Annotated in this window: 24 protein-coding genes; 13 read left to right on the forward strand and 11 right to left on the reverse strand. The window is 63.0% G+C overall.

Annotated elements, in window-relative coordinates:
• The first annotated feature begins 16 nt into the window (after positions 1-16).
• The 3 genes from ctaD to SB765_RS08165 are packed head-to-tail and all read left to right on the forward strand — an operon-like array spanning position 17 to position 3,086.
• Complete coding sequence (gene ctaD, locus SB765_RS08155; RefSeq protein WP_341797209.1) at positions 17-1,606, forward strand: cytochrome c oxidase subunit I; 1,590 nt, start codon at positions 17-19, stop codon at positions 1,604-1,606.
• Positions 1,607-1,615: 9 nt separating this feature from the next.
• Positions 1,616-2,182, forward strand: a complete 567-nt coding sequence (locus tag SB765_RS08160; protein ID WP_016484257.1) for a cytochrome c oxidase assembly protein — start codon at positions 1,616-1,618, stop codon at positions 2,180-2,182.
• 16 nt (positions 2,183-2,198) lie between these two features.
• Positions 2,199-3,086 carry a cytochrome c oxidase subunit 3 gene (locus SB765_RS08165; protein WP_019470364.1) on the forward strand — a complete coding sequence of 296 codons (888 nt, stop codon included), beginning with the start codon at positions 2,199-2,201 and terminating at the stop codon, positions 3,084-3,086.
• 29 nt (positions 3,087-3,115) lie between these two features.
• Here SB765_RS08165 and SB765_RS08170 read toward each other — a convergent pair whose 3' ends face one another.
• A complete protein-coding gene (locus SB765_RS08170; protein ID WP_016484259.1) occupies positions 3,116-3,319 on the reverse strand; it encodes a twin transmembrane helix small protein in 204 nt (67 codons plus the stop codon).
• A 51-nt stretch (positions 3,320-3,370) separates the two neighbouring features.
• On the opposite strand from SB765_RS08170, the gene SB765_RS08175 reads away from it, so the two are divergent.
• From SB765_RS08175 to SB765_RS08195, 5 genes are read left to right on the forward strand one after another with little or no spacing between them, the layout of a single operon-like run.
• Positions 3,371-4,108, forward strand: a complete 738-nt coding sequence (locus SB765_RS08175) for an SURF1 family protein (protein WP_410911884.1) — start codon at positions 3,371-3,373, stop codon at positions 4,106-4,108.
• On the forward strand, positions 4,077-4,658 hold the full coding sequence (locus SB765_RS08180; RefSeq protein WP_341797213.1) for a hypothetical protein: 582 nt from the start codon (positions 4,077-4,079) through the stop codon (positions 4,656-4,658). The genes SB765_RS08175 and SB765_RS08180 overlap by 32 nt, the downstream gene beginning before the upstream one ends.
• A 9-nt stretch (positions 4,659-4,667) precedes the next feature.
• Positions 4,668-5,747, forward strand: coding sequence for a COX15/CtaA family protein (locus SB765_RS08185; protein ID WP_016497407.1), 1,080 nt, complete (start codon positions 4,668-4,670; stop codon positions 5,745-5,747).
• Positions 5,732-6,625 (forward strand): heme o synthase, encoded by an 894-nt coding sequence (gene cyoE, locus SB765_RS08190; protein ID WP_234226116.1) that lies wholly within the window; start codon positions 5,732-5,734, stop codon positions 6,623-6,625. Before SB765_RS08185 ends, cyoE begins: the two co-directional genes overlap by 16 nt.
• Entirely contained in the window at positions 6,622-7,254 is a 633-nt protein-coding gene (locus tag SB765_RS08195; protein ID WP_049275720.1) for an SCO family protein, read from the forward strand. The genes cyoE and SB765_RS08195 overlap by 4 nt, the downstream gene beginning before the upstream one ends.
• A gap of 122 nt (positions 7,255-7,376) precedes the next feature.
• Here the strand turns inward: SB765_RS08195 and SB765_RS08200 are convergent, their stop codons facing one another.
• The 3 genes from SB765_RS08200 to SB765_RS08210 form a co-directional block, all read right to left on the reverse strand.
• Positions 7,377-8,147 (reverse strand): MetQ/NlpA family ABC transporter substrate-binding protein, encoded by a 771-nt coding sequence (locus SB765_RS08200; RefSeq protein ID WP_410911887.1) that lies wholly within the window; start codon positions 8,145-8,147, stop codon positions 7,377-7,379.
• A gap of 64 nt (positions 8,148-8,211) precedes the next feature.
• Positions 8,212-8,883, reverse strand: coding sequence for a methionine ABC transporter permease (locus SB765_RS08205; protein ID WP_012269918.1), 672 nt, complete (start codon positions 8,881-8,883; stop codon positions 8,212-8,214).
• Positions 8,883-9,890 (reverse strand): methionine ABC transporter ATP-binding protein, encoded by a 1,008-nt coding sequence (locus SB765_RS08210; RefSeq protein ID WP_410931168.1) that lies wholly within the window; start codon positions 9,888-9,890, stop codon positions 8,883-8,885. Before SB765_RS08210 ends, SB765_RS08205 begins: the two co-directional genes overlap by 1 nt.
• A 227-nt stretch (positions 9,891-10,117) precedes the next feature.
• On the opposite strand from SB765_RS08210, the gene katE reads away from it, so the two are divergent.
• Positions 10,118-12,262, forward strand: coding sequence for a catalase HPII (gene katE / locus SB765_RS08215; RefSeq protein ID WP_410931169.1), 2,145 nt, complete (start codon positions 10,118-10,120; stop codon positions 12,260-12,262).
• A gap of 110 nt (positions 12,263-12,372) precedes the next feature.
• Here katE and SB765_RS08220 read toward each other — a convergent pair whose 3' ends face one another.
• From SB765_RS08220 to zur, 4 genes are all read right to left on the reverse strand, one after another.
• Positions 12,373-13,080, reverse strand: a complete 708-nt coding sequence (locus SB765_RS08220) for a PA5502 family lipoprotein (protein WP_016497413.1) — start codon at positions 13,078-13,080, stop codon at positions 12,373-12,375.
• A 127-nt stretch (positions 13,081-13,207) separates the two neighbouring features.
• Positions 13,208-13,990 (reverse strand): zinc ABC transporter permease subunit ZnuB, encoded by a 783-nt coding sequence (znuB, locus tag SB765_RS08225; protein ID WP_016497414.1) that lies wholly within the window; start codon positions 13,988-13,990, stop codon positions 13,208-13,210.
• Positions 13,983-14,756 carry a zinc ABC transporter ATP-binding protein ZnuC gene (gene znuC / locus SB765_RS08230; protein WP_012269923.1) on the reverse strand — a complete coding sequence of 258 codons (774 nt, stop codon included), beginning with the start codon at positions 14,754-14,756 and terminating at the stop codon, positions 13,983-13,985. Before znuC ends, znuB begins: the two co-directional genes overlap by 8 nt.
• Entirely contained in the window at positions 14,753-15,238 is a 486-nt protein-coding gene (gene zur, locus SB765_RS08235) for a zinc uptake transcriptional repressor Zur (RefSeq protein ID WP_241800268.1), read from the reverse strand. The genes znuC and zur overlap by 4 nt, the downstream gene beginning before the upstream one ends.
• Before the next feature lie 18 nt (positions 15,239-15,256).
• Here zur and SB765_RS08240 point away from each other — a divergent pair, with 18 nt between their 5' ends.
• The gene (locus SB765_RS08240) at positions 15,257-16,213 is read left to right on the forward strand and encodes a zinc ABC transporter substrate-binding protein (protein WP_410911894.1); all 957 of its coding nucleotides are present in this window, start codon (positions 15,257-15,259) and stop codon (positions 16,211-16,213) included.
• A 49-nt stretch (positions 16,214-16,262) separates the two neighbouring features.
• Here SB765_RS08240 and SB765_RS08245 read toward each other — a convergent pair whose 3' ends face one another.
• Positions 16,263-17,213 (reverse strand): homoserine kinase, encoded by a 951-nt coding sequence (locus tag SB765_RS08245; protein WP_410931170.1) that lies wholly within the window; start codon positions 17,211-17,213, stop codon positions 16,263-16,265.
• 69 nt (positions 17,214-17,282) lie between these two features.
• The gene (locus SB765_RS08250; protein WP_003252997.1) at positions 17,283-17,570 is read right to left on the reverse strand and encodes a DUF2782 domain-containing protein; all 288 of its coding nucleotides are present in this window, start codon (positions 17,568-17,570) and stop codon (positions 17,283-17,285) included.
• Between the two features lie 75 nt (positions 17,571-17,645).
• Here SB765_RS08250 and polA point away from each other — a divergent pair, with 75 nt between their 5' ends.
• The gene (polA, locus tag SB765_RS08255) at positions 17,646-20,393 is read left to right on the forward strand and encodes a DNA polymerase I (RefSeq protein WP_410911895.1); all 2,748 of its coding nucleotides are present in this window, start codon (positions 17,646-17,648) and stop codon (positions 20,391-20,393) included.
• Between the two features lie 427 nt (positions 20,394-20,820).
• Here the strand turns inward: polA and yihA are convergent, their stop codons facing one another.
• The gene (gene yihA, locus SB765_RS08260) at positions 20,821-21,453 is read right to left on the reverse strand and encodes a ribosome biogenesis GTP-binding protein YihA/YsxC (RefSeq protein WP_016497419.1); all 633 of its coding nucleotides are present in this window, start codon (positions 21,451-21,453) and stop codon (positions 20,821-20,823) included.
• Positions 21,454-21,654: 201 nt separating this feature from the next.
• Between yihA and SB765_RS08265 the strand changes: the two genes are divergently transcribed.
• The gene (locus SB765_RS08265; protein ID WP_016484276.1) at positions 21,655-21,957 is read left to right on the forward strand and encodes a c-type cytochrome; all 303 of its coding nucleotides are present in this window, start codon (positions 21,655-21,657) and stop codon (positions 21,955-21,957) included.
• Positions 21,958-21,988: 31 nt separating this feature from the next.
• On the forward strand, positions 21,989-22,606 hold the full coding sequence (locus SB765_RS08270; protein WP_016497420.1) for a c-type cytochrome: 618 nt from the start codon (positions 21,989-21,991) through the stop codon (positions 22,604-22,606).
• Positions 22,607-22,727: the final 121 nt, after the last annotated feature.

Here is a 22,727-nt window from a genome sequence, read left to right on the forward strand (position 1 = left end):
TTGCAGGAGACAGGACATGAGCACAGTGATCGACGACCACGCCCACGGCCATGAGCACGCCCACGGCCCGGCCAAGGGCCTGATGCGCTGGGTACTGACCACCAACCATAAAGACATCGGCACGATGTACCTGTGGTTCAGCTTCATCATGTTCCTGCTTGGCGGCTCGTTCGCCATGGTGATCCGCGCCGAGCTGTTCCAGCCTGGCCTGCAGATCGTGGAGCCAGCCTTCTTCAACCAGATGACCACCATGCACGGCCTGATCATGGTGTTTGGCGCGGTGATGCCGGCCTTCGTCGGCCTGGCCAACTGGATGATCCCGTTGATGATCGGCGCGCCAGACATGGCCCTGCCGCGCATGAACAACTTCAGCTTCTGGCTCCTGCCGGCAGCCTTCCTGCTGTTGGTCTCGACCCTGTTCAGCCCGGGTGGCGGGCCGAACTTCGGCTGGACTTTCTACGCCCCGCTGTCCACCACCTACGCCCCCGCCAGCGTCACCTTCTTCATCTTCGCCATCCACCTGATGGGTATCAGCTCGATCATGGGCGCGATCAACGTGATTGCCACCATCCTCAACCTGCGTGCGCCTGGCATGACCCTGATGAAGATGCCGCTGTTTGTGTGGACCTGGCTGATCACGGCCTTTCTGCTGATTGCGGTGATGCCGGTGCTGGCCGGTGTGGTGACCATGATGCTGATGGACATTCACTTCGGCACCAGTTTCTTCAGCGCGGCCGGGGGCGGTGACCCGGTGCTGTTCCAGCACGTGTTCTGGTTCTTCGGCCACCCCGAGGTGTACATCATGATCCTGCCGGCCTTTGGTGCGGTCAGCTCGATCATCCCGGCGTTCTCGCGCAAGCCGCTGTTCGGCTACACCTCGATGGTGTACGCCACCGGCGCAATTGCCTTCCTGTCGTTCATCGTCTGGGCCCACCACATGTTCGTGGTCGGCATCCCGGTAGTCGGTGAGCTGTTCTTCATGTACGCCACCATGCTGATTGCCGTGCCCACCGGGGTGAAGGTGTTCAATTGGGTCAGCACCATGTGGGAAGGCTCGCTCACCTTCGAAACGCCGATGTTGTTCGCCATCGCCTTCGTCATCCTGTTTACCATCGGCGGCTTCTCCGGGCTGATGCTGGCCATCGCCCCGGCGGATTTCCAGTACCACGACACCTACTTCGTGGTGGCGCACTTCCACTACGTGCTGGTGCCCGGGGCAATCTTCGGCATCTTCGCCTCGGCGTACTACTGGCTACCGAAATGGACCGGCCACATGTACGACGAAACCCTTGGCAAGCTGCACTTCTGGCTGTCGTTCATCGGCATGAACATGGCCTTTTTCCCCATGCACTTCGTGGGGCTGGCAGGCATGCCGCGACGCATCCCCGACTACAACCTGCAGTTCGCCGACTTCAACATGGTGTCGTCGATCGGTGCCTTCATGTTCGGCGCCACGCAGATCTTCTTCCTGTTCATCGTCATCAAGTGCATCCGCGGCGGGGCGCCGGCACCGGCCAAGCCTTGGGATGGCGCTGAGGGCCTGGAGTGGTCGGTCCCCTCGCCTGCTCCCTACCACACCTTCCAGACACCACCGGAAGTGAAATAGGAACCTGCCATGAACGGCCTGTCGCTGAAACGCCTGGTAACGCGCCTGCTGATGCTGACGGTAGTGATGTTCGCCTTCGGCTTTGCCCTGGTGCCGATCTATGACGTGATGTGCAAGGCCTTCGGCATCAACGGCAAGACCGGCGGGCAATACGAGGGCAGCCAGGTCAGCGACCCGTCGCGTTCGGTGCGCGTGCAGTTCATGTCGACCAATGCCAGCGACATGGTCTGGGACTTCTACTCCACGGCTGACCAACTGGAGGTCAACCCGGGGGCGGTGAACCAGATGATCTTCGTCGCGCACAACCCGACCGACCGACCCATGAGCGCGCAGGCGATACCCAGCATCACCCCGGCCGAGGCCGCGGCGTACTTCCACAAGACCGAGTGCTTCTGCTTTACCCAGCAGGTGCTGCAGCCCGGCGAACGCATCGAGATGCCGGTGCGCTTCATCGTCGACCGCGACCTGCCGGCCAGCGTGAAGCACCTGACACTGGCCTACACCTTGTTCGACATCACCGCTCGCCACCCGCCGGTCGCGCATGTTGCGGCCCAGGACGTCCAGGGCGCCCGTTAAGGGAAGGAGAACAGCAATGGCAAGTCATCAGCACTATTACGTTCCGGCGCAGAGCAAATGGCCGATCATTGCCACCATCGGCATGTTCATCACGGTGTTCGGCCTGGGCACCTGGTTCAACGACATGAAGGCCGGGCACCCAGACTCTCACGGGCCGCTGATCTTCTTCGTGGGTGCGTTGTTTCTGGCCTACATGCTGTTCGGCTGGTTTGGCGCAGTGGTCAAGGAGAGCCGAGCCGGGTTGTACAGCCCGCAGCTGGACCGCTCGTTCCGCTGGGGCATGAGCTGGTTCATCTTCTCTGAAGTCATGTTCTTCCTGGCCTTCTTCGGTGCACTGTTCTACGTGCGCGTGCTTGCGGGGCCGTGGCTGGGGGGGGAAGGGGCTAAAGGTGTTGCGCACATGCTGTGGCCGACTTTCGAGTTCACCTGGCCGCTGCTGCACACGCCCGACCCGAAACTGTTCCCGCCGCCCAAGGAAGTGATCGACCCGTGGCACCTGCCACTGATCAACACGATCTTGCTGGTCAGTTCCAGTGTGACCATCACCATCGCCCACCACGCCCTGCGCCGTGATCACCGTGGCCCGCTGAAATTCTGGATGGCGCTGACCATCCTGCTGGGCGTCAGCTTCATTGCATTGCAAGCCTTCGAGTATCACGAAGCCTATACCAAGCTGGGGCTGACGCTGGGGTCGGGGATTTATGGCGCGACGTTCTTCATGCTCACCGGCTTCCACGGCGCCCATGTGACCTTGGGCACGATCATCCTGATCGTGATGTTCGTGCGCATCTTGCGCGGGCATTTCAACCCCGAGAAACACTTCGGCTTCGAGGCAGCCAGCTGGTATTGGCACTTCGTCGACGTGGTGTGGGTGGGGTTGTTCATCTTTGTGTATGTGCTGTAGGGCCAATCGCCGGCAAAACGAGTGCAGTTTCAGAAGGGGGCATGTGAAACCAGCTGACCGCTGAGCAAACCCCAGGCGACCAGGGCAATGGTCAGGGCCGCCAGGGTCACCCGCACGGTCAGAGCCTTCAGCAGACGAGTCGAGTTTTCGTCGTCCTTGACCAGAAACACCAAGCCACTGAACAGGCTGGCAATCGTGGCCAACAGCATCAGGACAATCGCGGCCTTGAGCATGGCGCTACTCCGGGGGGATGCGGTGATGTGGATAAGTATAGCGAGGCGCCCGTGAGGCCGTTTCGCCCAGGCTGGGTACCGACCCTGGTGGTGCTTGCACTGCTGCCGGGGCTGGTTGCGCTCGGCTGCTGGCAACTCGGCCGCGCCGAGGAAAAGCGCGCGCTGCTGGCCACCTATGCCGAGCGGCGCATCGAGGCGCCGATCACCACCGCCCAGCTCGCATCAAGCGACGACAATGCGTTTCGCCGCGTGCACCTGTACGGCCGCTTCGACGCCGAGCACAGCGTATTGCTGGACAACCGCATGCGCGATGGCCAGGCCGGTGTCGAACTCCTGCAACCCTTCCATGACCAGGCCAGTGGCCAGTGGCTGCTGATCAACCGCGGCTGGCTGCCATGGCCAGACCGCCGCGTGCCGGTGCATTTCGATACCCCTGCACAGGCCCTGGCACTGGACGCTTCGGTGTATGTATCGCCCGGCAGCACGTTCCAGCTGCATCCCGACCCTGAAGGCGGCCAATGGCCCCACCTGCTCACTGCCGTTGATGCCGCGCAGCTATGGCCGGCGCTGGGCCGCGAAGGCTTTGCCCATGAGTTGCGCCTAGAGCCCGGCCCGGCGGCCTATCGCCTGGACTGGCCGGTTGTCGCCATGGGCCCGGAAAAACACCTGGGCTACGCCGTGCAGTGGTTTGCCCTGGCGGGTGCACTGGTTCTGCTTTACCTCTATTTCGGCTGGCACCACAACAAGGAGAAACGCCATGGCCACCGCCACTCCACTGGACGTGCCTGAACGTAGCAAGCCCAGAGCCCGCGGGCGTTTGCAGCTTTTGCTGATCCTGCTGGTAGTGCTTGGGCCGATGATTTTGGCCACCAGCATGTACAAGCTGAAGTTTTGGGTGCCAGAGGGCCGCAGTTACCACGGAGCCATGATCGGCAATGGTGAAAGCCGCATCGATATCGGCGTGGCAGGCCAGGACCAGCGTTGGCAGTTGCTGGTCAGTGCGCCCGAAGCCTGTACCGAGGACTGCCAGCGCCTGGTGTACCTGGCCCGGCAAATCCAGGTTGGCCTGGGCCGCGATGCCAGCCGCGCAAGCCATGCGCTGGCCACCGCCCAACCGCTGAGCGCCGACTACCAGGCACTCCTTGGTCGCGAGTACCCGCAGCTGCAACGCTACCCGCTGGATACCCCGCGCTACCGGCAGAAGGTAGGCGAGCCTGGCCCGCAACTGTGGATCGTCGACCCGCACGGCAACCTGGTGCTGCGTTACGACAGCAAGGCCAACGGCAAGCATGTGCTGGATGACCTGCGCCACCTGCTCAAGCTGTCCAACATCGGTTAGGAGCCTGACATGGCCAGACCTGGATTCCGCATTGCTGTGTTCGCCACCCTGCTTGCACTGCTGGTCGTCCTGCTCGGTGCCTATACCCGCCTGACCCATGCCGGCCTCGGCTGCCCCGACTGGCCAGGGTGCTATGGCTTCATCAGCGTGCCCAAGAGCGAGGCCCAGCTCGCCCATGCCGAGCTGCACTTCCCCGATCACCCGGTGGAAGAAGCCAAGGGCTGGGCGGAAATGGTCCATCGCTATTTCGCCGGTACCTTGGCCATGGTGATTGCCCTGCTCGCCTTCCAGGCGCTGCGTCGGCATGCCCGCGATGGCCAGCCTTACCGCTTGCCGGTGCTGTTGCTGGGTGTGGTGCTGGCCCAGGCGGCTTTCGGCATGTGGACGGTCACCCTGAAGCTGTGGCCGCAGGTGGTCACGGCGCATTTGCTGGGCGGCTTCACCACCCTGAGCTTGCTATTCCTGTTGTCACTGCGTCTATCCCGGGCCTTTGCGCCCTTGCCGAAACTGCCACTGAGCCTGCGGCGGATCGCTGCGCTGGCGCTGTTGGTGGTGGTCGGCCAGATCGCCCTGGGCGGCTGGGTCAGTGCCAACTATGCAGCGGTCGCCTGCATCGACCTGCCCACCTGTCACGGCCAGTGGTGGCCAGCGGCGGACTTCAGCAATGGCTTCCACCTGACCCAGCACGTCGGCCCCAATTACCTGGGCGGGCAACTGGACAGTGATGCCCGCACGGCCATCCACATCAGCCACCGCCTGGGCGCGCTACTGGTCACCTGCGTGCTGCTGATGCTCAGTTGGAAGCTGTACCGCTGTGGCCTCCCCGGCCTGGCGCGGCTGGTGCTGCTGGCGCTGGCCCTGCAAGTGGGCCTGGGCATCAGCAACGTGGTATTCCACCTGCCGCTGGCGGTAGCGGTTGCGCACAATGCCGGCGGGGCGCTGTTGCTGTTGAGCATGGTGCTGGTGAACTACCGCATTCGAGTGGTCGACAAGGTTCGCGTGGGTGTCGGCCAAGGTTGGCGCCTGCGTCCGGTGGCCGGCGTGGGCATTTCCCATCACATGAGGAACGACTCGTGGCGACGCTTCTGAGCGCACGACGGGCCAGCTGGCGCGATTACCTGGAGCTGACCAAGCCCAAGGTGGTGGTACTGATGCTGATCACGTCGCTGGCCGGCATGTTCCTGGCCACACGAGCGGGGGTCGGCTGGAGCGTGCTGCTGTTCGGCAACCTGGGCATCGGCCTGTGCGCTGGCGCTGCGGCGGTGGTGAACCATGTGGTGGACCGGCGCATCGATGCGCTGATGGCCCGCACTCACAAGCGGCCGCTGGCCCAAGGCCGGGTCGAGCCGCTACCGGCCTTGCTGTTTGCACTGGCGTTGGCGCTGCTGGGCATGGCCCTGCTGCTGGCGTTCACCAACGCCCTCACCGCCTGGCTGACCCTGGCTTCGCTGCTGGGTTATGCGGTGCTCTACACCGGCTTTCTCAAGCGTGCCACGCCACAGAACATCGTCATCGGCGGCCTGGCCGGCGCCGCCCCGCCGTTGCTCGGCTGGGTGGCGGTAAGCGGCCATGTCAGCGCCGAACCCTTGCTGCTGGTGCTGATCATTTTCGCCTGGACCCCGCCGCACTTCTGGGCGCTGGCCATCCACCGCAAGGAAGAGTACGCCAAGGCCGATATCCCGATGCTGCCGGTGACCCATGGCGAGCGCTACACCAAGCTGCATATTTTGCTGTACACCCTGATTCTGCTGGCGGTGAGCCTGCTGCCCTATGCCATCCACATGAGCGGCCCGCTGTACCTGGCTTGTGCCCTGGCCTTGGGGCTGCGCTTCCTGCAATGGGCCTGGGTGTTGTACCGTGGCAGCCGGCCGCACGCGGCGATCGGCACCTTCAAGTACTCTATCGGCTACCTGTTCGCGCTGTTCATCGCGTTGCTCCTCGACCACTACCTGTTGCTGAACCTATGACCCGAACCCAGAAAACCGTCTTCATCCTCGTCGCCCTGGTCGCGTTGATCCTGGGCCTTACCGTCAACAAGGTGCTCAATGGCCGCGACCAGCCCAACCCCGCCGAGCTGATCGACGCCGGCATTATCCTGCTGCCGCAGAGCCGCACCGTGGCCGACGTGACCATGACCAACCAGGACGGGCAGCCGGTACAGCTGGATGACCTGAAAGGCAAATGGTCGCTGTTGTTCTTCGGCTACACCTACTGCCCGGACATCTGCCCGACCACCCTGGCCCAGTTGCGCCAGGTGAAGAGCGAGCTGCCCAAGGAAGCCGTCGACCGGCTGCAGGTGGTGCTGGTGAGTGTGGACCCGAACCGCGATACGCCGAACCAGCTGAAGCAGTACCTGGGCTATTTCGACAAGGACTTTGTCGGGGTGGCGGGGTCGATCGAAGATACCCAGAAGCTGGCCAATGCCTTGAGCATTCCGTTCATTCCGGCGGATACCAGCAAACCGGGGTATACCGTGGATCACAGCGGTAACCTGGCGGTAGTCGGGCCGGATGGGCGTCAGCGCGGGTTCATTCGTGCGCCGTTCAACAACCAGAAGCTGGTGGCGCAGTTGCCCGGGCTTGTGAAGCGGGATTGAGATTTCGGGCCTGCTTTGCAGGCCTTTCGCGGCACAAGGCCGCTCCTACAGGGGTACGCGATCCCCTGTAGGAGCGGCCTTGTGCCGCGAAAGGGCCGCAAAGCGGCCCCAGGGGTTTCAGCTTAAAATGCCGGAACCACAGCGCCTTTGTACTTTTCGATGATGAACTGCTTCACCTCTGGCGAGTGCAGTGCAGCCGCCAGTTTCTTCATGTCGTCCGAGTCCTTGTTGTCCGGGCGGGCAACCAGGATGTTCACGTAAGGCGAGTCGCTGCCTTCGATGGCCAGCGCGTCTTTTTCCGGGTTCAGCTTGGCTTCCAGCGCGTAGTTGGTGTTGATCAGGGCAGCATCGACCTGGGTCAGCACGCGCGGGATAGTGGCGGCTTCCAGCTCACGGAACTTCACGTTTTTCGGGTTCTCGGCAACATCCTTCACGGTGGACAGGATGTTCTTGTTGTCCTTGAGCTTGATCACGCCTGCCTTGTCCAGCAGCAGCAGGGCGCGGCCGCCGTTGGTGGCGTCGTTGGGGATGACCACGGTGGCGCCGGAGGACAGCTCGTCCAGCTTCTTGATCTTGGTCGAATACACGCCCAGCGGCTCGATGTGCACGCCGGCCACGCTGACCAGGTTGGTGCCCTTGGCCTTGTTGAACTCATCCAGGTACGGCTGGTGCTGGAAGAAGTTGGCGTCCAGGCGCTTTTCGGCAACCTGTACGTTCGGCTGGATGTAGTCGGTGAATTCCTTGACCTTCAGCTCCACGCCTTCTTTGGCCAACTGCGGTTTGACGAAGTTGAGGATTTCGGCGTGCGGCACCGGGGTGGCGGCAACGGTCAGGGTATCGGCGTGGGCCGAGAAGGCCGCAACAGCGGCAGCGACAGCAAGCAGCTTCTTCATTGATCACTCCTTGTGAGGGCCGCGACGGCCCCCGAACGGGTCGGCCAGGCCGACCCCATTGGGGTTACTTACGGGAAAAATGCACGACCAGTTTGTCGCCCACGCTCTGCAGTACTTGAACCAGTACCAGCAGCAGTACCACGGTCACTACCATCACATCGGTCTGGAAACGCTGGTAACCGAAGCGGATAGCCAGGTCGCCCAGACCACCGGCGCCCACCACACCGGCCATGGCGGTGTACGAAACCAGGGTGATGGCGGTGACGGTAATGGCCGCGAAGATACCCGGACGGGCCTCTGGCAGCAGCGCACTGGTGATGATCTGGCGGGTGGTGGCGCCCATCGACTGGGTAGCCTCGATGATGCCGCGGTCCACTTCACGCAGGGCGGTTTCCACCAGGCGGGCGAAGAACGGCGTGGCACCCACCACCAGCGGCGGGATGGCGCCGGCAACGCCCAGCGAGGTGCCGGTGATCAGTACGGTGAACGGGATCATCACGATCAGCAGGATGATGAACGGCAGCGAGCGCAGGATGTTGACCACCAGCGACAGCAACGCGTACACGCCCTTCTGCTCGAACATCTGCTTTGGCCCGCAGAGGAACAGCAGCACACCCAGTGGGAGGCCCAGCAGCACGGTGAAGAACAGCGAGCCGAACAGCATGATCATGGTGTCGATGGTGGCCAGCCAGATTTCGGCCCAGTCGACGTTGGCAAAGAAATTCAGGGCGTCCATCAACGCAGTACCTCCATATGTACGTCAGCTGCCTTGAAGCGGCCGAAGGCCGCTTCCATGTCACCGCCGATCAGGGCGAGGGTGAGCTGGCCATAGGGGACATCCTTGATGCGGTCGATACGCCCGGCGAGGATGCTGTAGTCCACACCGGTTTCGCGGGCCACGGTGCCCAGCAGCGGCGCGTACGTGGCGTCGCCCTGGAAGGTCAGGCGCACGATGCGGCCAGGTACGTGGGCAAAGTCGTCGCGCTGCTCGCCTTCGTCGACCTGCTCGTCTTCCTGGACAAAGCGCTTGGTGGTGGGGTGCTGCGGGTGCAGGAACACCTCGGCCACCGAGCCTTGCTCGACGATCTGGCCGGCGTCCATCACCGCCACGCAGTCGCAGACACGGCGGATCACGTCCATCTCGTGGGTGATCAGCACGATGGTCAGCTTCAGCTCACGGTTGATTTCGGCCAGCAGTTGCAGGACCGAGGCCGTGGTTTGCGGGTCGAGGGCACTGGTGGCCTCGTCGCACAGCAGGATCTTCGGGTTGGTGGACAGGGCGCGGGCGATGCCGACGCGCTGCTTCTGGCCGCCGGACAACTGCGCCGGGTACTTTTTGGCGTGGTCTTGCAGGCCGACACGGGCCAGTAGCTCGGTGACGCGCTTGTCGATTTCGCTGCGCGACAGCTCGCCGGCCAGGGTCAGTGGCAGGGCGACGTTGTCGGCGACGGTCTTGGAGGCCAGCAGGTTGAAGTGCTGGAAAATCATCCCGACCTGCTGACGGAAGCCGCGCAGCTGGCTGGCGTTGAACGCGGTGACGTCTTCGCCGTCGACGATGATCTTGCCGCCGGAGGGTTCTTCAAGGCGGTTGATCAGGCGCAGCATGGTGCTTTTGCCGGCGCCGGAATGGCCGATCAGGCCGAACACCTGGCCATCTTCGATGGTCAGGCTGGTCGGATTCAGTGCGGGGATTTCCCTACCGGCAACGCGGTAGGTCTTATGTACCTGTTGGAACTCGATCACGTAGCGAACCTTGTGGGGCGCATTGAAATTTGGGTCAGCGGTTAGCTGGGGTCGCGCATTTTAGCCTTTTCCCATAGCTGTTCTTAGCATTTATTTCGTAATGCACCAATCCTTCGGGCATATCGCGACAACCGGTAATCCTGATTGAACGCTCGGCAACGCCCTCCAGTCACTACTTGGACAAGCCCTGAACGGGCAAGCCTTAAGACTGATGAGGAGAGCCGATCATGCCCAGCAAGAAAACGGACGCGCCCAAGCAGAGTGAAGCCGCCGGCACCCAGACCCCTGACCGGGCCAATACCAATGCCAAGCTGCAGAGCCTGGAGGCCGACCGCAGCGATGCGACCGGGCATGCGCTGCGCACCAATCAGGGCGTACGCATCGCTGACAACCAGAACACCTTGAAGGCAGGTGATCGCGGGCCTTCGCTGCTTGAAGACTTCATCATGCGCGAGAAGATCACCCACTTTGACCATGAGCGGATCCCCGAGCGCATCGTGCACGCCCGCGGTACCGGGGCCCATGGGGTCTTCCAGAGCTATGGCAACCACGCGGAGCTGACCAAGGCGGGCTTCCTGCAGGACCCGGAAAAGATCACCCCGGTTTTCGTGCGCTTTTCCACGGTGCAGGGCCCACGCGGTTCTGGCGACACGGTGCGCGATGTGCGGGGCTTTGCCGTCAAGTTTTACACCGACGAAGGCAATTTCGACCTGGTCGGCAACAACATGCCGGTGTTTTTCATCCAGGATGCCATCAAGTTTCCCGATTTTGTCCACGCGGTAAAGCCAGAGCCACACAATGAGATACCTACCGGCGGCTCGGCGCATGACACCTTCTGGGATTTTGTCTCGCTGGTGCCGGAGTCGGCCCACATGGTCATGTGGGCCATGTCTGATCGCGCCATCCCCCGCAGCCTGCGAATGATGGAAGGCTTTGGCGTGCACACCTTCCGCCTGATCAATGCCGAGGGTGTGGCCAGCTTCGTCAAGTTTCACTGGAAGCCGAGCCAGGGCGTGCATTCGCTGCTGTGGGACGAAGCCCAGAAACTGGCGGGCAAGGACACCGACTTCCAGCGCCGTGACCTGTGGGAAGCCATTGAAACCGGCGACTACCCGGAATGGGAACTGGGCGTGCAGATTGTGCCGGAGGCTGACGAACACAAATTCGACTTCGACCTGCTGGACCCGACCAAGATCATTCCCGAAGAACTGGTACCCGTCACCCCGCTGGGCAAGATGGTGCTGAACCGCAACCCGGACAACTTCTTCGCCGAGGTCGAGCAGGTTGCCTTCTGCCCTGGCCATATCGTGCCGGGTATCGACTTCACCAATGACCCCCTCCTGCAGGGCCGGCTGTTCTCCTATACCGACACGCAACTGAGCCGGCTGGGCGGGCCGAACTTCCACCAGATCCCGATCAACCGCCCTGTGGCGCCCAACCACAACAACCAGCGCGACGCGTTGCACCAGCACACCGTGCACAGGGGCCGTGCCTCGTATGAGCCGAACTCCATCGACGGCGGCTGGCCGAAGGAAACGCCACCCGCAGCACTGGATGGCGGCTTCGAGAGCTTCCAGGAGCGCATCGATGCGCACAAGATTCGCCAGCGCAGCGAGTCGTTCGGCGACCATTTCTCGCAAGCGCGGTTGTTCTTCCAGAGCATGAGCCCGACAGAGCAACAACACATCATCAAGGCCTACAGCTTCGAGCTGGGCAAGGTCGAGCGCGAGGCCATTCGTGCCCGTGAGGTGAACGAAATCCTGGCCAACATCGATCTCAAGCTGGCTGCTGCGGTAGCCGCCAACCTGGGGTTGCCGGCACCCAAGGCGGGCACCGTTCAGGTGAAAGGCAGCAAGCTTGCCGAGTCCCCGGCATTGAGCCAGATGAACCACCCAGGGGTTGTGGGCATCAAGGGGCGCAAGATAGCTGTGCTGCTGGCCGATGGCGTGGATGCCGGCAGTGTCGACCGGCTGGTCAAGGCGCTTGAGGCGCACAGCGCGCGCATCATGCTGCTTGGGCCCACCTCGGCACCGGTCAAGGCTGCCGACGGCAAGGCACTGCCCGTGGATGCCTCGATGGAGGGCATGCCTTCGATCATGTTCGACGGGGTGTTGGTACCGGCCGGGAAGGCCGCGCTGGATGCGCTGGGGGCGAGTGGCCTGGCCAAGCACTTCCTGCTCGAAGCCTACAAGCACCTGAAGGCGATCGGCTTTGCCAAGGAGGGCAAGGTGCTGGTGGACGCGCTGGGCCTGAAGGAGGACAAGGGGCTGTTGCTGGGCGATGACCAGAAGACGCTGGACGCTTTCGTCAAAGCGGTCGAGGGGCACCGGGTGTGGGAGCGTGAAGCTGCTGCGGAGGCTGTACCGGCCTAAGGAGCTGCTTCGCATCCCATCGCGGCACAAGGCCGCTCCTACCGGAGATTGCATGCCCTGGTAGGAGCGGCCTTGTGTCGCGAAAGGGGCGCGCAGCGCCGCCCGTGTTTTCAGCGCTGATGCGGTACCAGAACCACCTGCGCCGGCAGCGAGCGTTGAATCTCATGCTTCTGCTTCAGCTGGAACCCACTGTCGATCTTGCGCACGCGCTTCTCCAGCAAGGTCTTCAGCCACGGCGCATCGTCGGTGCGCGGCACCTGGAACACCACTTCGCAGTCATAGCTCACCACATCGGCGGCAATGTCATCGAGCTGGCGGCGCATGGCGCGGCTGTCAGTGGTCTTCAAGGCCACCACCGTGCTTGGCGCAGTCGGGTCGATGATGCGTGCCGTGGGCTTGGCCTCGGCGGCTTTCAAGGCAGCCTCTGCCTTCTCCAGCTCGGCCTTGCGTGCCTGGGACAGGGGATCGCCACCGGTCACTGCCGGGGCTTGCGGCATCAGTGCCCGGGCACGGGCCAGGGCGGTAGCGGCCGCATTCACATCACCCTTTTGCAGGACGATCTGGCTGCGTTGCAGGTAGGCTTCGGCCAACTGACGCTGGTATTGCTCCAGGCGCGCGTCGTCAGGCGACTGCGCTTGCAGGGCTGCCAGCTGGTCTTCGGCGGTGGCCAGCTCGTTGCTGGCGATGTTTTGTTGCAACTGCTGCCAGGCATCGGCTTGGGCAGGTGCGGGGGCCTGTTCGACCGGCGCGCTGGAACAGGCAGCCAGGAGCAGGGAAAACGCGGCAACAAGCAGATAACGGGAGGCGAACGGCTTCATTCCTGCGACTCTCTATTTGCGCAAAAAGCGAGCAAGTCTACACCCAGGTGCGCACGCTCGAAAACAGGTCTTACAGACCCTTTACCCGGCAAAAGGTTGCAAGGCGTGCCTTCACACGCCCTGCTGTTCAGCGTTTTGGCAGGGCCAGGCTCAGCAAGAATAGCACCGCCGCGCAGACCACGATCGACGGGCCGGCGGGGGTATCCTTGAACCACGACATGGCCAGGCCACAGCAGACCGCGGTCACGCCCAGCAGGCTGGCGCCCACGGCCATCTGCTCGGGGGAGCGGGCGTGACGCTGCGCCGCAGCCGCGGGGATGATCAGCAGCGAGGTGATCAGCAGCACACCGACGATCTTCATGGCCACCGCAATCACCACCGCAATCAGCAGCATCAGTGCCAGGCGCAGGCCGGCAACGGGCAGGCCTTCGACCGTGGCCAGTTCTTCGTGCACGGTGACTGCCAGCAGCGGCCGCCACAGCGCGGCAAGCAGCACCAGCACCAGCGCACTGCCGCCGAGTATCCAGGCCAGGTCGGTGGTGCTGATGGCCAGCAGGTCACCGAACAGGTAGGCCATCAGGTCGATGCGCACATCGTGCATGAAGCTCAGTACCACCAGGCCAAGCGACAGGGTGCTGGGGGCGAGGATGCCGAGCAGGGTATCGGACGCCAGCGGTTGGCGTTGCTGCAAGGTCACCAGCAAAATCGCCAGCAGCAGGCAGCCGATGGTCACTGCCAGTGCCGGGCTGACGTCCAGGGCAAAGCCCATGGCCACACCGAGCAAAGCGGCATGGGACAGGGTGTCGCCAAAATAGGCCATGCGCCGCCATACCACGAAGGAACCCAGCGGGCCGGCGACCAGCGCCAGGGACAAGCCGGCAAGCAAGGCGTAGAGAAGAAAATCAGCCATGCTTGCAGTGCTCTCCGTGAACATGGGTGCCAGGTGCGACCACCGAGCCGTGCAGGTCGTGGCTGTGGTCGTGGTGGTGGTGGTAGATGGCCAGGCTAGGTGCGGTCTGGCCGAACAGTTCGACGAACGCCGGGTCCCCGCTGACTTGCTCGGGGTGGCCTGAGCAGCACACGTGACGGTTCAGGCACACCACCTGGTCGGTGGCACTCATCACCAGGTGCAGGTCGTGGGACACCATCAGCACGCCGCAGCCATGGCGGTCGCGCAGGCGGGTGATGAGGTTGTACAGCTCGGTCTGGCCGACCACGTCCACACCCTGCACCGGCTCGTCGAGCACCAGCAACTGGGGTTCGCGCAGCAGGGCGCGGGCCAGCAGCACGCGTTGCATCTCGCCGCCGGAAATGGTCTGGATCGGGCTGTCGATGACCTGTTCGGCGCCCACTTCCTGCAGCGCCGACAAGGCTGCGGCGCGGTCTACGCCGGGCACCAGGCGCAGGAAGCGCAGCACCGACAGCGGCAGCGTGGCATCGACCTGAATCTTTTGCGGCATGTAGCCAATGCGCAGCTTCGGCTTGCGCCATACCTTGCCGCGGTGTGGCTTGAGCAGCCCGAGTACGGCGCGCACCAAGGTTGTCTTGCCCGCCCCGTTGGGGCCGATCAGGGTGACGATCTGGCCTGGAGCGACCGACAGGTCGATGCTGTCGAGCACCGCCTCGCCGCCAAAGGTGACGCCGACCTGCTCAAGGCGGATCAGGGCGTCGCTCATGCCGCGCTCCGGCAGCTGCCGCACAGGCCGACCACTTCGACGGTTTGGGTCTCCACCGTGAAGCCGACGCCTTTGGCGCTGCTGATGATGGCCTCGCTGATGCTGCTCTGCTCCAGCTCGATGGCCACATGGCAGGCCCGGCAAATCAGGAACTGGCCTTGGTGCACGTGTTCGGGGTGGCTGCAGCCGATGAAGGCGTTGAGCGAGGCGATGCGGTGCACCAGGCCGTTTTCCAGCAGGAAGTCCAGCGCGCGGTACACCGTGGGCGGCGCGGCGCGGCGGCCGTCCTGCTCGCTGAGCACGGCGAGGATGTCGTAGGCGCCCAGCGGCTTGTGGCTTTGCCACACCAGCTCCAGCACACGGCGGCGCAGCGCGGTCAGGCGCAGGCCCTGGCGGGTGCACAAGGCGTCAGCTTCAGCCAGTGCGCTATGTACGCAATGGGAATGATCGTGAGGACGGTTGGCCAGCGGCGTGATGGACATGGGCAGCGACGGTTCTGGATGGAGACGTTATTATGTTACCTGTTTCTGACGACTCGAGTATCCACCGTGTCCCGATTCCTAGCTCTGTTTGTCGCTTTCATCGCATTTTCCGCCCAGGCCGATGTGCGTGTGCTCACCAGTATCAAGCCCTTGCAGCAGATTGCCGCTGCCGTGCAGGATGGCGTTGGCAGCCCTGACGTGTTGCTGCCGCCAGGTGCTTCGCCGCACCACTATGCCTTGCGCCCGTCCGATGTGCGCCGCGTAGGCGATGCCGACCTGCTGTACTGGATCGGCCCGGACATGGAGAGCTTCCTGCCGCGGGTGCTGGGCAGCCGTAGCAAGCCGACGGTGGCCGTGCAGTCGCTGACGGGCATGAAGCTGCGCCATTTTGGCGAGGACAGCCATTCCCATGAGGAAGAAGACCACGACGACCATGACCACGATCACCGTCCAGGCAGCCTGGATGCACATTTGTGGTTATCGTCGGTCAACGCGCGGGTAATCGCGGCCAGAATGGCGGCTGATCTGGCACAGGTCGACCCCGCTAACGCAGCGCGCTACCAGAGCAACCTGAAGGCCTTCGATGAGCGGCTGGATGCACTGGACGGGCGTATCAAGGCGCGGGTGCACGGTATTGCCGACAGGCCGTACTTCGTGTTTCACGAAGCGTTCGATTACTTCGAGGCTGAATATGGCTTGAAGCACACCGGCGTGTTCAGCGTGGCGTCCGAGGTGCAGCCTGGTGCGCAACATGTGGCAGCCATGCGCAAGCGCCTGCAGGAAGTGGGCAAGACGTGCGTGTTCAGCGAGCCGCCACTGCGACCGCGCCTGGCCGAGACCCTGACTGCCGGGCTGCCGGTGCGCCTGGCCGAGCTGGATGCACTGGGCGGCACCGATCCGGTGGATGGCAAGGGTTACGAGCGCTTGCTGGAGAAGCTGGGTGGTGAGCTGGCGGGGTGCCTGGAACAGCTGTAAGCCTGCACCGGCCCCTTCGCGGGCATGCCCGCGAAGAAGCAGACGGGGTCTAGAGGGCGAACGGCAGGTGCAAGGCCACTTGCTGGCGCTGTGCCAGGCGCACTTCGAACTCGCCCGGGTCGTGGATCATCACATCCATCCCGGCAAACGATTCGGCCGCGATCAGGCGCGACAGCCAGAAGCGCACGCAGCCTACCCGCAACATTTCCGGCCACAGCTCGGCTTCGGCGGCAGTGAACGGCCGCAGCGCCGCATAGGCTGCCAGCAATGCCTGGGCACGCGTTACATCCACCGCGCCCTTCTCATCCAGGCACCAGTCGTTCACGGTGATGGCGATGTCATACAGCATCGGCCCGGAGCAGGCGTTGTAGAAGTCGATCACACCGGTCAGGTGGGTGCCTTCGAACATCACGTTGTCGCGGAACAGGTCGGCATGCAGGTTGGCCCGTGGCAACGCCAGAATCTGCGCCTTGTGCGCGGTGATTTCATCCAGCGCCGGCTGCAGCAGTGCGGCCTGTTCGGCAGTCAGGCGCGGCAACAACTCGGCACCCGAGGCCAGCATCCAGTCCAGGCCACGGTCGGTGCGGCGCTCGATGATGTGCTCGCGGGTGGCCAGGTGAATGTGTGCCAGCAGCTCGCCGACCTGGGCGCAGTGCTGGTTGTTCGGCGCCTTGATGTGCTTGCCCGACAGCCGTGGCTGCAGCAGTGCCGGCTTGCCGCACAACTCGCGCAGGCCATTGCCGTCGCGGTCACGAATGGCATAGGGCACCGGCATGTCGGCGTCGTGCAGGGTGTCGAGCAGTTCGATGAAGAACGGCATGTCCTCGCTGGGCCCGCGCTCGATCAGCGTCAGGACGAACTCCCCCTGTTCGAGGCTGACGAAGAAATTGCTGTTCTCGGTGCCGGCGGCAATGCCCTGGAAGTCGAGCAGACGGCCCAGCTCGTACGGCGCCAGAAAGGTTTCCAGCTCAGGCCGGGTCACGGGGGTGAAGACTGACATGATGAAAAAATGCCCATACGGGCACTTCCGCCGGGAAGTGCCGGGTTGATGTGAACGGTGCGCGTCAGATTACCACTCGAAGATCTTCCAGGACGGAATCAGCATGTCCGGCTGGTCGGATCGAATGAAATTGGCATCAGTGCCATCAGCGCGTACCAGAAAATAAGGCTTGCCGTTTTTCGGCGTGATCTTGATCGCATACAGGAAGCCGTTCTGCCGGTACTCCTGGATGGTTTTGTCGCCTTCCGTGCGAATGGTCACCTCGGGATCGGCCGAGGGGGCGTCGTCCGCCGCCAGGGTGACGACTGGCGTGGTTGCCAACAGGCCGAGCAGTAACAGGCGATTGAGTGTACGCATGATAACCTAGTCCCTTTGTCGTCAATGATTCTGGCTATTCTAGCGCCGGACCCGTCGAAAAGGTTGATTCTGCTCATGAGCCAAGCCCCCCTCGTCCTGGTGGACGGTTCCTCCTACCTGTACCGCGCCTTTCACGCACTGCCGCCGCTGACCACGTCCAAGGGCATGCCGACCGGTGCGGTGAAGGGTGTGTTGAACATGCTCAAGAGCCTGCGAAAACAGTACCCCGACAGCCTCTTCGCGGTGGTGTTCGACGCCAAGGGCGGCACCTTCCGCGATGCCATGTTTGCCGAGTACAAGGCCAACCGCCCGAGCATGCCTGACGACCTGCGGGTGCAGGTCGAGCCGCTGCATGCCAGCGTGAGGGCACTTGGCTACCCGCTGCTGTGCGTTGAGGGTGTCGAAGCCGACGACGTGATCGGCACCCTGGCGCGCAGCAGCGCCGCCCAGGGCCGCCCGGTGATCATCTCGACGGGCGACAAGGACATGGCCCAGCTGGTGGACGGGCACATTACCCTGGTCAACACCATGACCGGTAGCGTGCTGGACGTGGCTGGCGTGCACGAGAAATTTGGCGTCGGCCCGGAACATATCATCGACTTCCTGGCCCTGATGGGTGACAAGGTCGACAACATCCCAGGCGTACCCGGCGTTGGCGAAAAAACCGCGGTGGGCCTGCTGACCGGTATCGGCGGTGGCCTCAGCGACCTTTACGCCAACCTGGACAAGGTGCCCGCGCTGGCCATTCGCGGCGCCAAGACCCTGCCGGCCAAGCTGGAGGAGCACCGCGATGCGGCGTTCCTGTCCTACGAACTGGCCACCATCAAGGTCGATGTGCCGCTGGATGTCGAGGTCGAGGCACTGGTGTGTGGCGAGCCCGACCGCGATGCGCTGTTGGCGCTGTACACCGAGATGGAGTTCAAGAGCTGGGTTGCCGAGGTGCAGCGCGACGCGGCAAGGGCTGGTACTGAGGTTGCGCCGGTCGCAGAGCCGACGGCCAAGGTCGAGCCGCAGTACGAAACCATTCTGGACCAGGCCCGTTTCGACGCATGGCTGGAAAAGCTGCGCCAGGCGCCGCTGTTCGCCTTTGATACCGAAACAACCGGCCTGGATGCCCAGAAGGCGCGGCTGGTTGGCCTGTCTTTCGCTGTCGCGCCCCATGAGGCGGCTTATGTGCCGTTGGCGCACGACTATGAAGGTGCGCCGGCCCAGTTGGACCGCGAGGCTGTATTGCTGGCACTGAAACCACTGCTGGAAGACCCGGCCAAGGCCAAGGTCGGGCAGAACGCCAAGTACGACATCAATATCCTCGCCAACGGTTCGCCCGCCATCGAAATGCGCGGCGTGGCCTACGACACCATGCTCGAGTCGTACGTGCTGAATTCCACCGCTACCCGTCACGACATGGACAGCCTGGCGCAAAAGTACCTCGACCACACCACCATTGCCTTCGAGGACATCGCCGGCAAAGGCGCCAAGCAACTGACCTTCAACCAGATCCACCTGGACAAGGCCGGCCCTTACGCTGCCGAAGACGCCGACATCACACTGCGCTTGCACCAGGCGCTGCAGGCGCGCCTGGCGCAGACGCCGGGCGTGCTGCCGGTGCTGATGGACATCGAAATGCCGCTGGTGCCGGTGCTGGCCAAGATCGAGCGCCAGGGTGCGCTGGTCGATGCCGCCCTGCTGCACGTACAGAGCGGTGAGCTGGGCGTGAAGATGGCCGAGCTGGAACTGCGGGCCTACGAGCTGGCCGGTGAAGAATTCAACCTCGGCTCGCCCAAGCAGCTGGGTTCGATCCTTTACGACAAGCTGGGCATGCCGGTGCTGAGCAAGACCGCCAAGGGCCAGCCATCCACCGCCGAAGCCGTACTCGATGAACTGGCCTTGCTCGGCTACCCACTGCCTGAGGTACTGATGCAGTACCGCAGCCTGAGCAAGCTCAAGAGCACCTACACCGACAAGCTGCCGGGCCAGATCAACCCGCGCACCGGGCGAATCCACACTTCCTATCAGCAGGCAGTGGCAGCCACCGGCCGGTTGTCGTCGAGCGACCCGAACCTGCAGAACATCCCGATCCGTACCGCCGAGGGCCGGCGTATCCGCCAGGCGTTCATTGCCAGCCCGGGCTACAAACTGCTGGCGGCGGACTACTCGCAGATCGAGCTGCGCATCATGGCCCACCTGGCCAAGGACGAAGGCCTGCTGCACGCCTTCCGTAACGACCTCGACGTGCACCGGGCAACGGCGGCGGAAGTGTTTGGTGTTGCCCTGGAAGACGTCACCACCGACCAGCGCCGCAAGGCCAAAGCCATCAACTTCGGCCTGATCTACGGGATGAGCGCTTTTGGCCTGGCCAAGCAGATCGGCGTCGACCGCAAGCAGTCGCAGGACTACATCGACCGTTACTTCGCCCGCTATCCGGGCGTGCTGGCCTACATGGAGCGCACCCGTGCGCAGGCCGCCGAGCAAGGCTTTGTCGAAACCCTGTTCGGCCGCCGCCTGTACCTGCCAGACATCAACGCCAAGAACCCGGCCCTGCGCAAAGGCGCCGAGCGTACGGCGATCAACGCGCCGATGCAGGGCACCGCAGCCGACATCATCAAGCGGGCCATGGTCAATGTGGATAACTGGCTGAGCGAGAGCGGGCTGGATGCCCGGGTGATCCTGCAGGTTCACGACGAACTGGTGCTGGAGGTGCGTGAGGACCTGGTTCAGCAGGTGAAAGATGAAATTCGCCAGCACATGAGCCAGGCCGCGCAGCTGGATGTGCCGCTGCTGGTGGAAGCAGGAATCGGTGCGAATTGGGACGAAGCTCACTGATTGAGCGGGGAAAGCTGTGTAGGATCTGCGACGTAGTGACGCGGATCCTGGCACTGCTCAGTACCGTTGGTGCTGAAGTTTCATGAAACTATCGCAAATAGTTTTCAGGGCTTCGGAACTAAACCGGTGAAGCGGAACTCAGAGTAACTGAATGGCTGGTGAAGCCCTTCGATGCTCCTATGTTGTGTTAAGTGTTGGCAGATATCTGGACCCCGCCCTAGCGGTCCGGACTTGGACCCCGAACTTCCCCCTCCCCATACGAAGTCCGGGGTTTTTTTTGCCCGCACTTTGACAGGCAGCCGCTGCTGCTCCCCATTGTAGGGGCAGCCTCGTGCTGCGAAAGGGCCGGTATGGACAACAGATTTCTACAGCCTGTCATCGCCTCTTCGCAGCACAAGGCTGCTCCTACAGCGATCTGCCCAGGCCCTCAGGCCACTGGCTTGTCTTCCAGTTCCATCCAGCCCGCCAGCACGCGGTAGGCGTCTTCCACGCCCAGGCGCTTGGGTGCCGAGAACAGCTGGATGGTCACGCCATCACCCCAGCCCTTGCGGATTTCCGACTGCACTTTCAGCAAGGTGTTCTTGCCCGCGCCGTGGGTCAGCTTGTCGGCCTTGGTCAGCAGGATGTGCATGGGCATGCGGCTGGCCTTGGCCCAGTCGAGCATCATCTTGTCGAAGTCGGTCATCGGGTGGCGCACGTCCATCATCAGGATCACGCCGCGCAGGCACTCACGGCTGCCCAGGTAGGCTTCCAGATGTTTCTGCCAGTGCTGCTTGAGCGGGATCGGCACTTTCGCATAACCGTAGCCCGGCAGGTCGACCAAACGCCGTTCATCGTCCAGACTGAAGAAATTCAACAGCTGGGTGCGCCCCGGGGTTTTCGAGGTACGCGCCAGGCTGGCATGGGTCAGGGTGTTGAGGGCGCTGGATTTGCCGGCGTTGGAGCGGCCGGCAAAAGCCACCTCGTAACCCTGGTCTTCCGGACATTGTTCGACCTTGGCAGCGCTGAGGGCGAATGTGGCTTTCTGGCAGAGGCCGAGGATGGGGTTCTTGACTTGCATGGGATATCCGATGTGGGTGTTGCCTGACTCTGAAGGCCCGAGCCTGGCAAGCGGTGTCGTTTCCGTTTGGATGGCGGAAGTATATAATGCCCCAGTTTTTGTGTGCTCATTCTCCCAGCGAAGGGGAACGGGCATGGGGTGTCGAACAATAGCTCGCGCATCAGAACGCAGCGCGGCCCCCAACCCTGAAGGTCGTTCCGCATGGCGAAATGGCTGCTTGCTGTCGGTATGTTCCTGCCGGTTTTCAGCGCACAGGCTACACAGGATCCCGAGGTGTTGTACAACCGCACGTGTGCGGCCTGTCACACCGGGCAGTTGCCACAGGCACCCAGACAAGGTGACCGGGCAGCATGGGAGCCAAGGCTGGCGCAAGGCATGGATGTACTGGTGAAGCACGTGACCCAGGGTTTCAAGGCTATGCCGCCGCGTGGATTGTGCATGGACTGCAGTGCCGAGGACTACCGTTTGGTCATCCTTTGGATGAGCGGCAGTCCCGATACATAACATTTCACCCTTAGCCGTGTTGGATTAGCTGATGAACAAACTAGTCGTGAGTCTGCTGTTGACCCTGGGTGTCGCAGGTGCGGCCACTGCTGCGCAAACTGTCAAGGGCGATGCCGCCGCCGGTCAGGCCAAGACGGCCGTGTGTGGCGCCTGCCACAACCCCGACGGCAATAGCCTGGCACCAAACTTCCCGAAACTGGCCGGCCAGGGCCAGCGTTACCTCGAAAAACAACTGCACGATATCAAGTCGGGCAAGCGTACCGTGCTGGAGATGACCGGCATGCTGACCGCGTTCAGCGACCAGGACCTGGCCGATATCGCCGCCTACTTCTCCAGCCAGAAAGGCAGCGTGGGTGCCGCCGATCCCAAGCTGGTCGAACGTGGCCGTTCGCTGTTCAATGGCGGCGACCTGGAGAAAGGCATGCCTGCCTGCACCGGTTGCCACTCCCCCAACGGCGCAGGTATTGCTTTGGCCGGCTTCCCGCACCTGAGCGGCCAGCACTCGCAGTACGTGACCAAGCAGCTCACGGACTTCCGCGAAGGCAACCGCACCAACGATGGTGATGCCATGACCATGCGCACCATTGCCGGCAAGCTGAGCAACCACGACATCGAGGCGTTGGCCAGCTACATCCAGGGCCTGCATTAACCTTCAGTTAATGTTGTAGGCCAATGATGAAAGGGCGGCCGGGCCGCCCTTTTTTCAGTCCGCAGCCGTTACACTACAGAACTCGATCCCTTCCCGGCCTGTCTCAGTGCAGGTAGGGTCG

The sequence above is a fragment of the Pseudomonas sp. SIMBA_067 genome, from assembly GCF_046534675.1.
In the GTDB taxonomy this organism is placed as follows: Bacteria; Pseudomonadota; Gammaproteobacteria; order Pseudomonadales; family Pseudomonadaceae; genus Aquipseudomonas; species Aquipseudomonas putida.

What these genes read in the sequence shown, in the direction of transcription:
- SB765_RS08185 (WP_016497407.1), top strand. Translation starts at nt 4,668, where the DNA reads ATGGCCAGACCTGGATTCCGCATTGCTGTGTTCGCCACCCTGCTTGCA.
- SB765_RS08265 (WP_016484276.1), top strand. Translation starts at nt 21,655, where the DNA reads ATGGCGAAATGGCTGCTTGCTGTCGGTATGTTCCTGCCGGTTTTCAGC.
- SB765_RS08220 (WP_016497413.1), bottom strand. Translation starts at nt 13,080, where the DNA reads ATGAAGCCGTTCGCCTCCCGTTATCTGCTTGTTGCCGCGTTTTCCCTG.
- SB765_RS08200 (WP_410911887.1), bottom strand. Translation starts at nt 8,147, where the DNA reads ATGAAGAAGCTGCTTGCTGTCGCTGCCGCTGTTGCGGCCTTCTCGGCC.
- polA (WP_410911895.1), top strand. Translation starts at nt 17,646, where the DNA reads ATGAGCCAAGCCCCCCTCGTCCTGGTGGACGGTTCCTCCTACCTGTAC.
- zur (WP_241800268.1), bottom strand. Translation starts at nt 15,238, where the DNA reads ATGTCCATCACGCCGCTGGCCAACCGTCCTCACGATCATTCCCATTGC.
- SB765_RS08165 (WP_019470364.1), top strand. Translation starts at nt 2,199, where the DNA reads ATGGCAAGTCATCAGCACTATTACGTTCCGGCGCAGAGCAAATGGCCG.
- SB765_RS08195 (WP_049275720.1), top strand. Translation starts at nt 6,622, where the DNA reads ATGACCCGAACCCAGAAAACCGTCTTCATCCTCGTCGCCCTGGTCGCG.
- SB765_RS08245 (WP_410931170.1), bottom strand. Translation starts at nt 17,213, where the DNA reads ATGTCAGTCTTCACCCCCGTGACCCGGCCTGAGCTGGAAACCTTTCTG.
- SB765_RS08240 (WP_410911894.1), top strand. Translation starts at nt 15,257, where the DNA reads ATGGAGACGTTATTATGTTACCTGTTTCTGACGACTCGAGTATCCACC.
- SB765_RS08170 (WP_016484259.1), bottom strand. Translation starts at nt 3,319, where the DNA reads ATGCTCAAGGCCGCGATTGTCCTGATGCTGTTGGCCACGATTGCCAGC.
- znuC (WP_012269923.1), bottom strand. Translation starts at nt 14,756, where the DNA reads ATGAGCGACGCCCTGATCCGCCTTGAGCAGGTCGGCGTCACCTTTGGC.
- SB765_RS08250 (WP_003252997.1), bottom strand. Translation starts at nt 17,570, where the DNA reads ATGCGTACACTCAATCGCCTGTTACTGCTCGGCCTGTTGGCAACCACG.
- yihA (WP_016497419.1), bottom strand. Translation starts at nt 21,453, where the DNA reads ATGCAAGTCAAGAACCCCATCCTCGGCCTCTGCCAGAAAGCCACATTC.
- SB765_RS08180 (WP_341797213.1), top strand. Translation starts at nt 4,077, where the DNA reads ATGGCCACCGCCACTCCACTGGACGTGCCTGAACGTAGCAAGCCCAGA.
- SB765_RS08205 (WP_012269918.1), bottom strand. Translation starts at nt 8,883, where the DNA reads ATGGACGCCCTGAATTTCTTTGCCAACGTCGACTGGGCCGAAATCTGG.
- znuB (WP_016497414.1), bottom strand. Translation starts at nt 13,990, where the DNA reads ATGGCTGATTTTCTTCTCTACGCCTTGCTTGCCGGCTTGTCCCTGGCG.
- ctaD (WP_341797209.1), top strand. Translation starts at nt 17, where the DNA reads ATGAGCACAGTGATCGACGACCACGCCCACGGCCATGAGCACGCCCAC.
- SB765_RS08160 (WP_016484257.1), top strand. Translation starts at nt 1,616, where the DNA reads ATGAACGGCCTGTCGCTGAAACGCCTGGTAACGCGCCTGCTGATGCTG.
- katE (WP_410931169.1), top strand. Translation starts at nt 10,118, where the DNA reads ATGCCCAGCAAGAAAACGGACGCGCCCAAGCAGAGTGAAGCCGCCGGC.
- SB765_RS08270 (WP_016497420.1), top strand. Translation starts at nt 21,989, where the DNA reads ATGAACAAACTAGTCGTGAGTCTGCTGTTGACCCTGGGTGTCGCAGGT.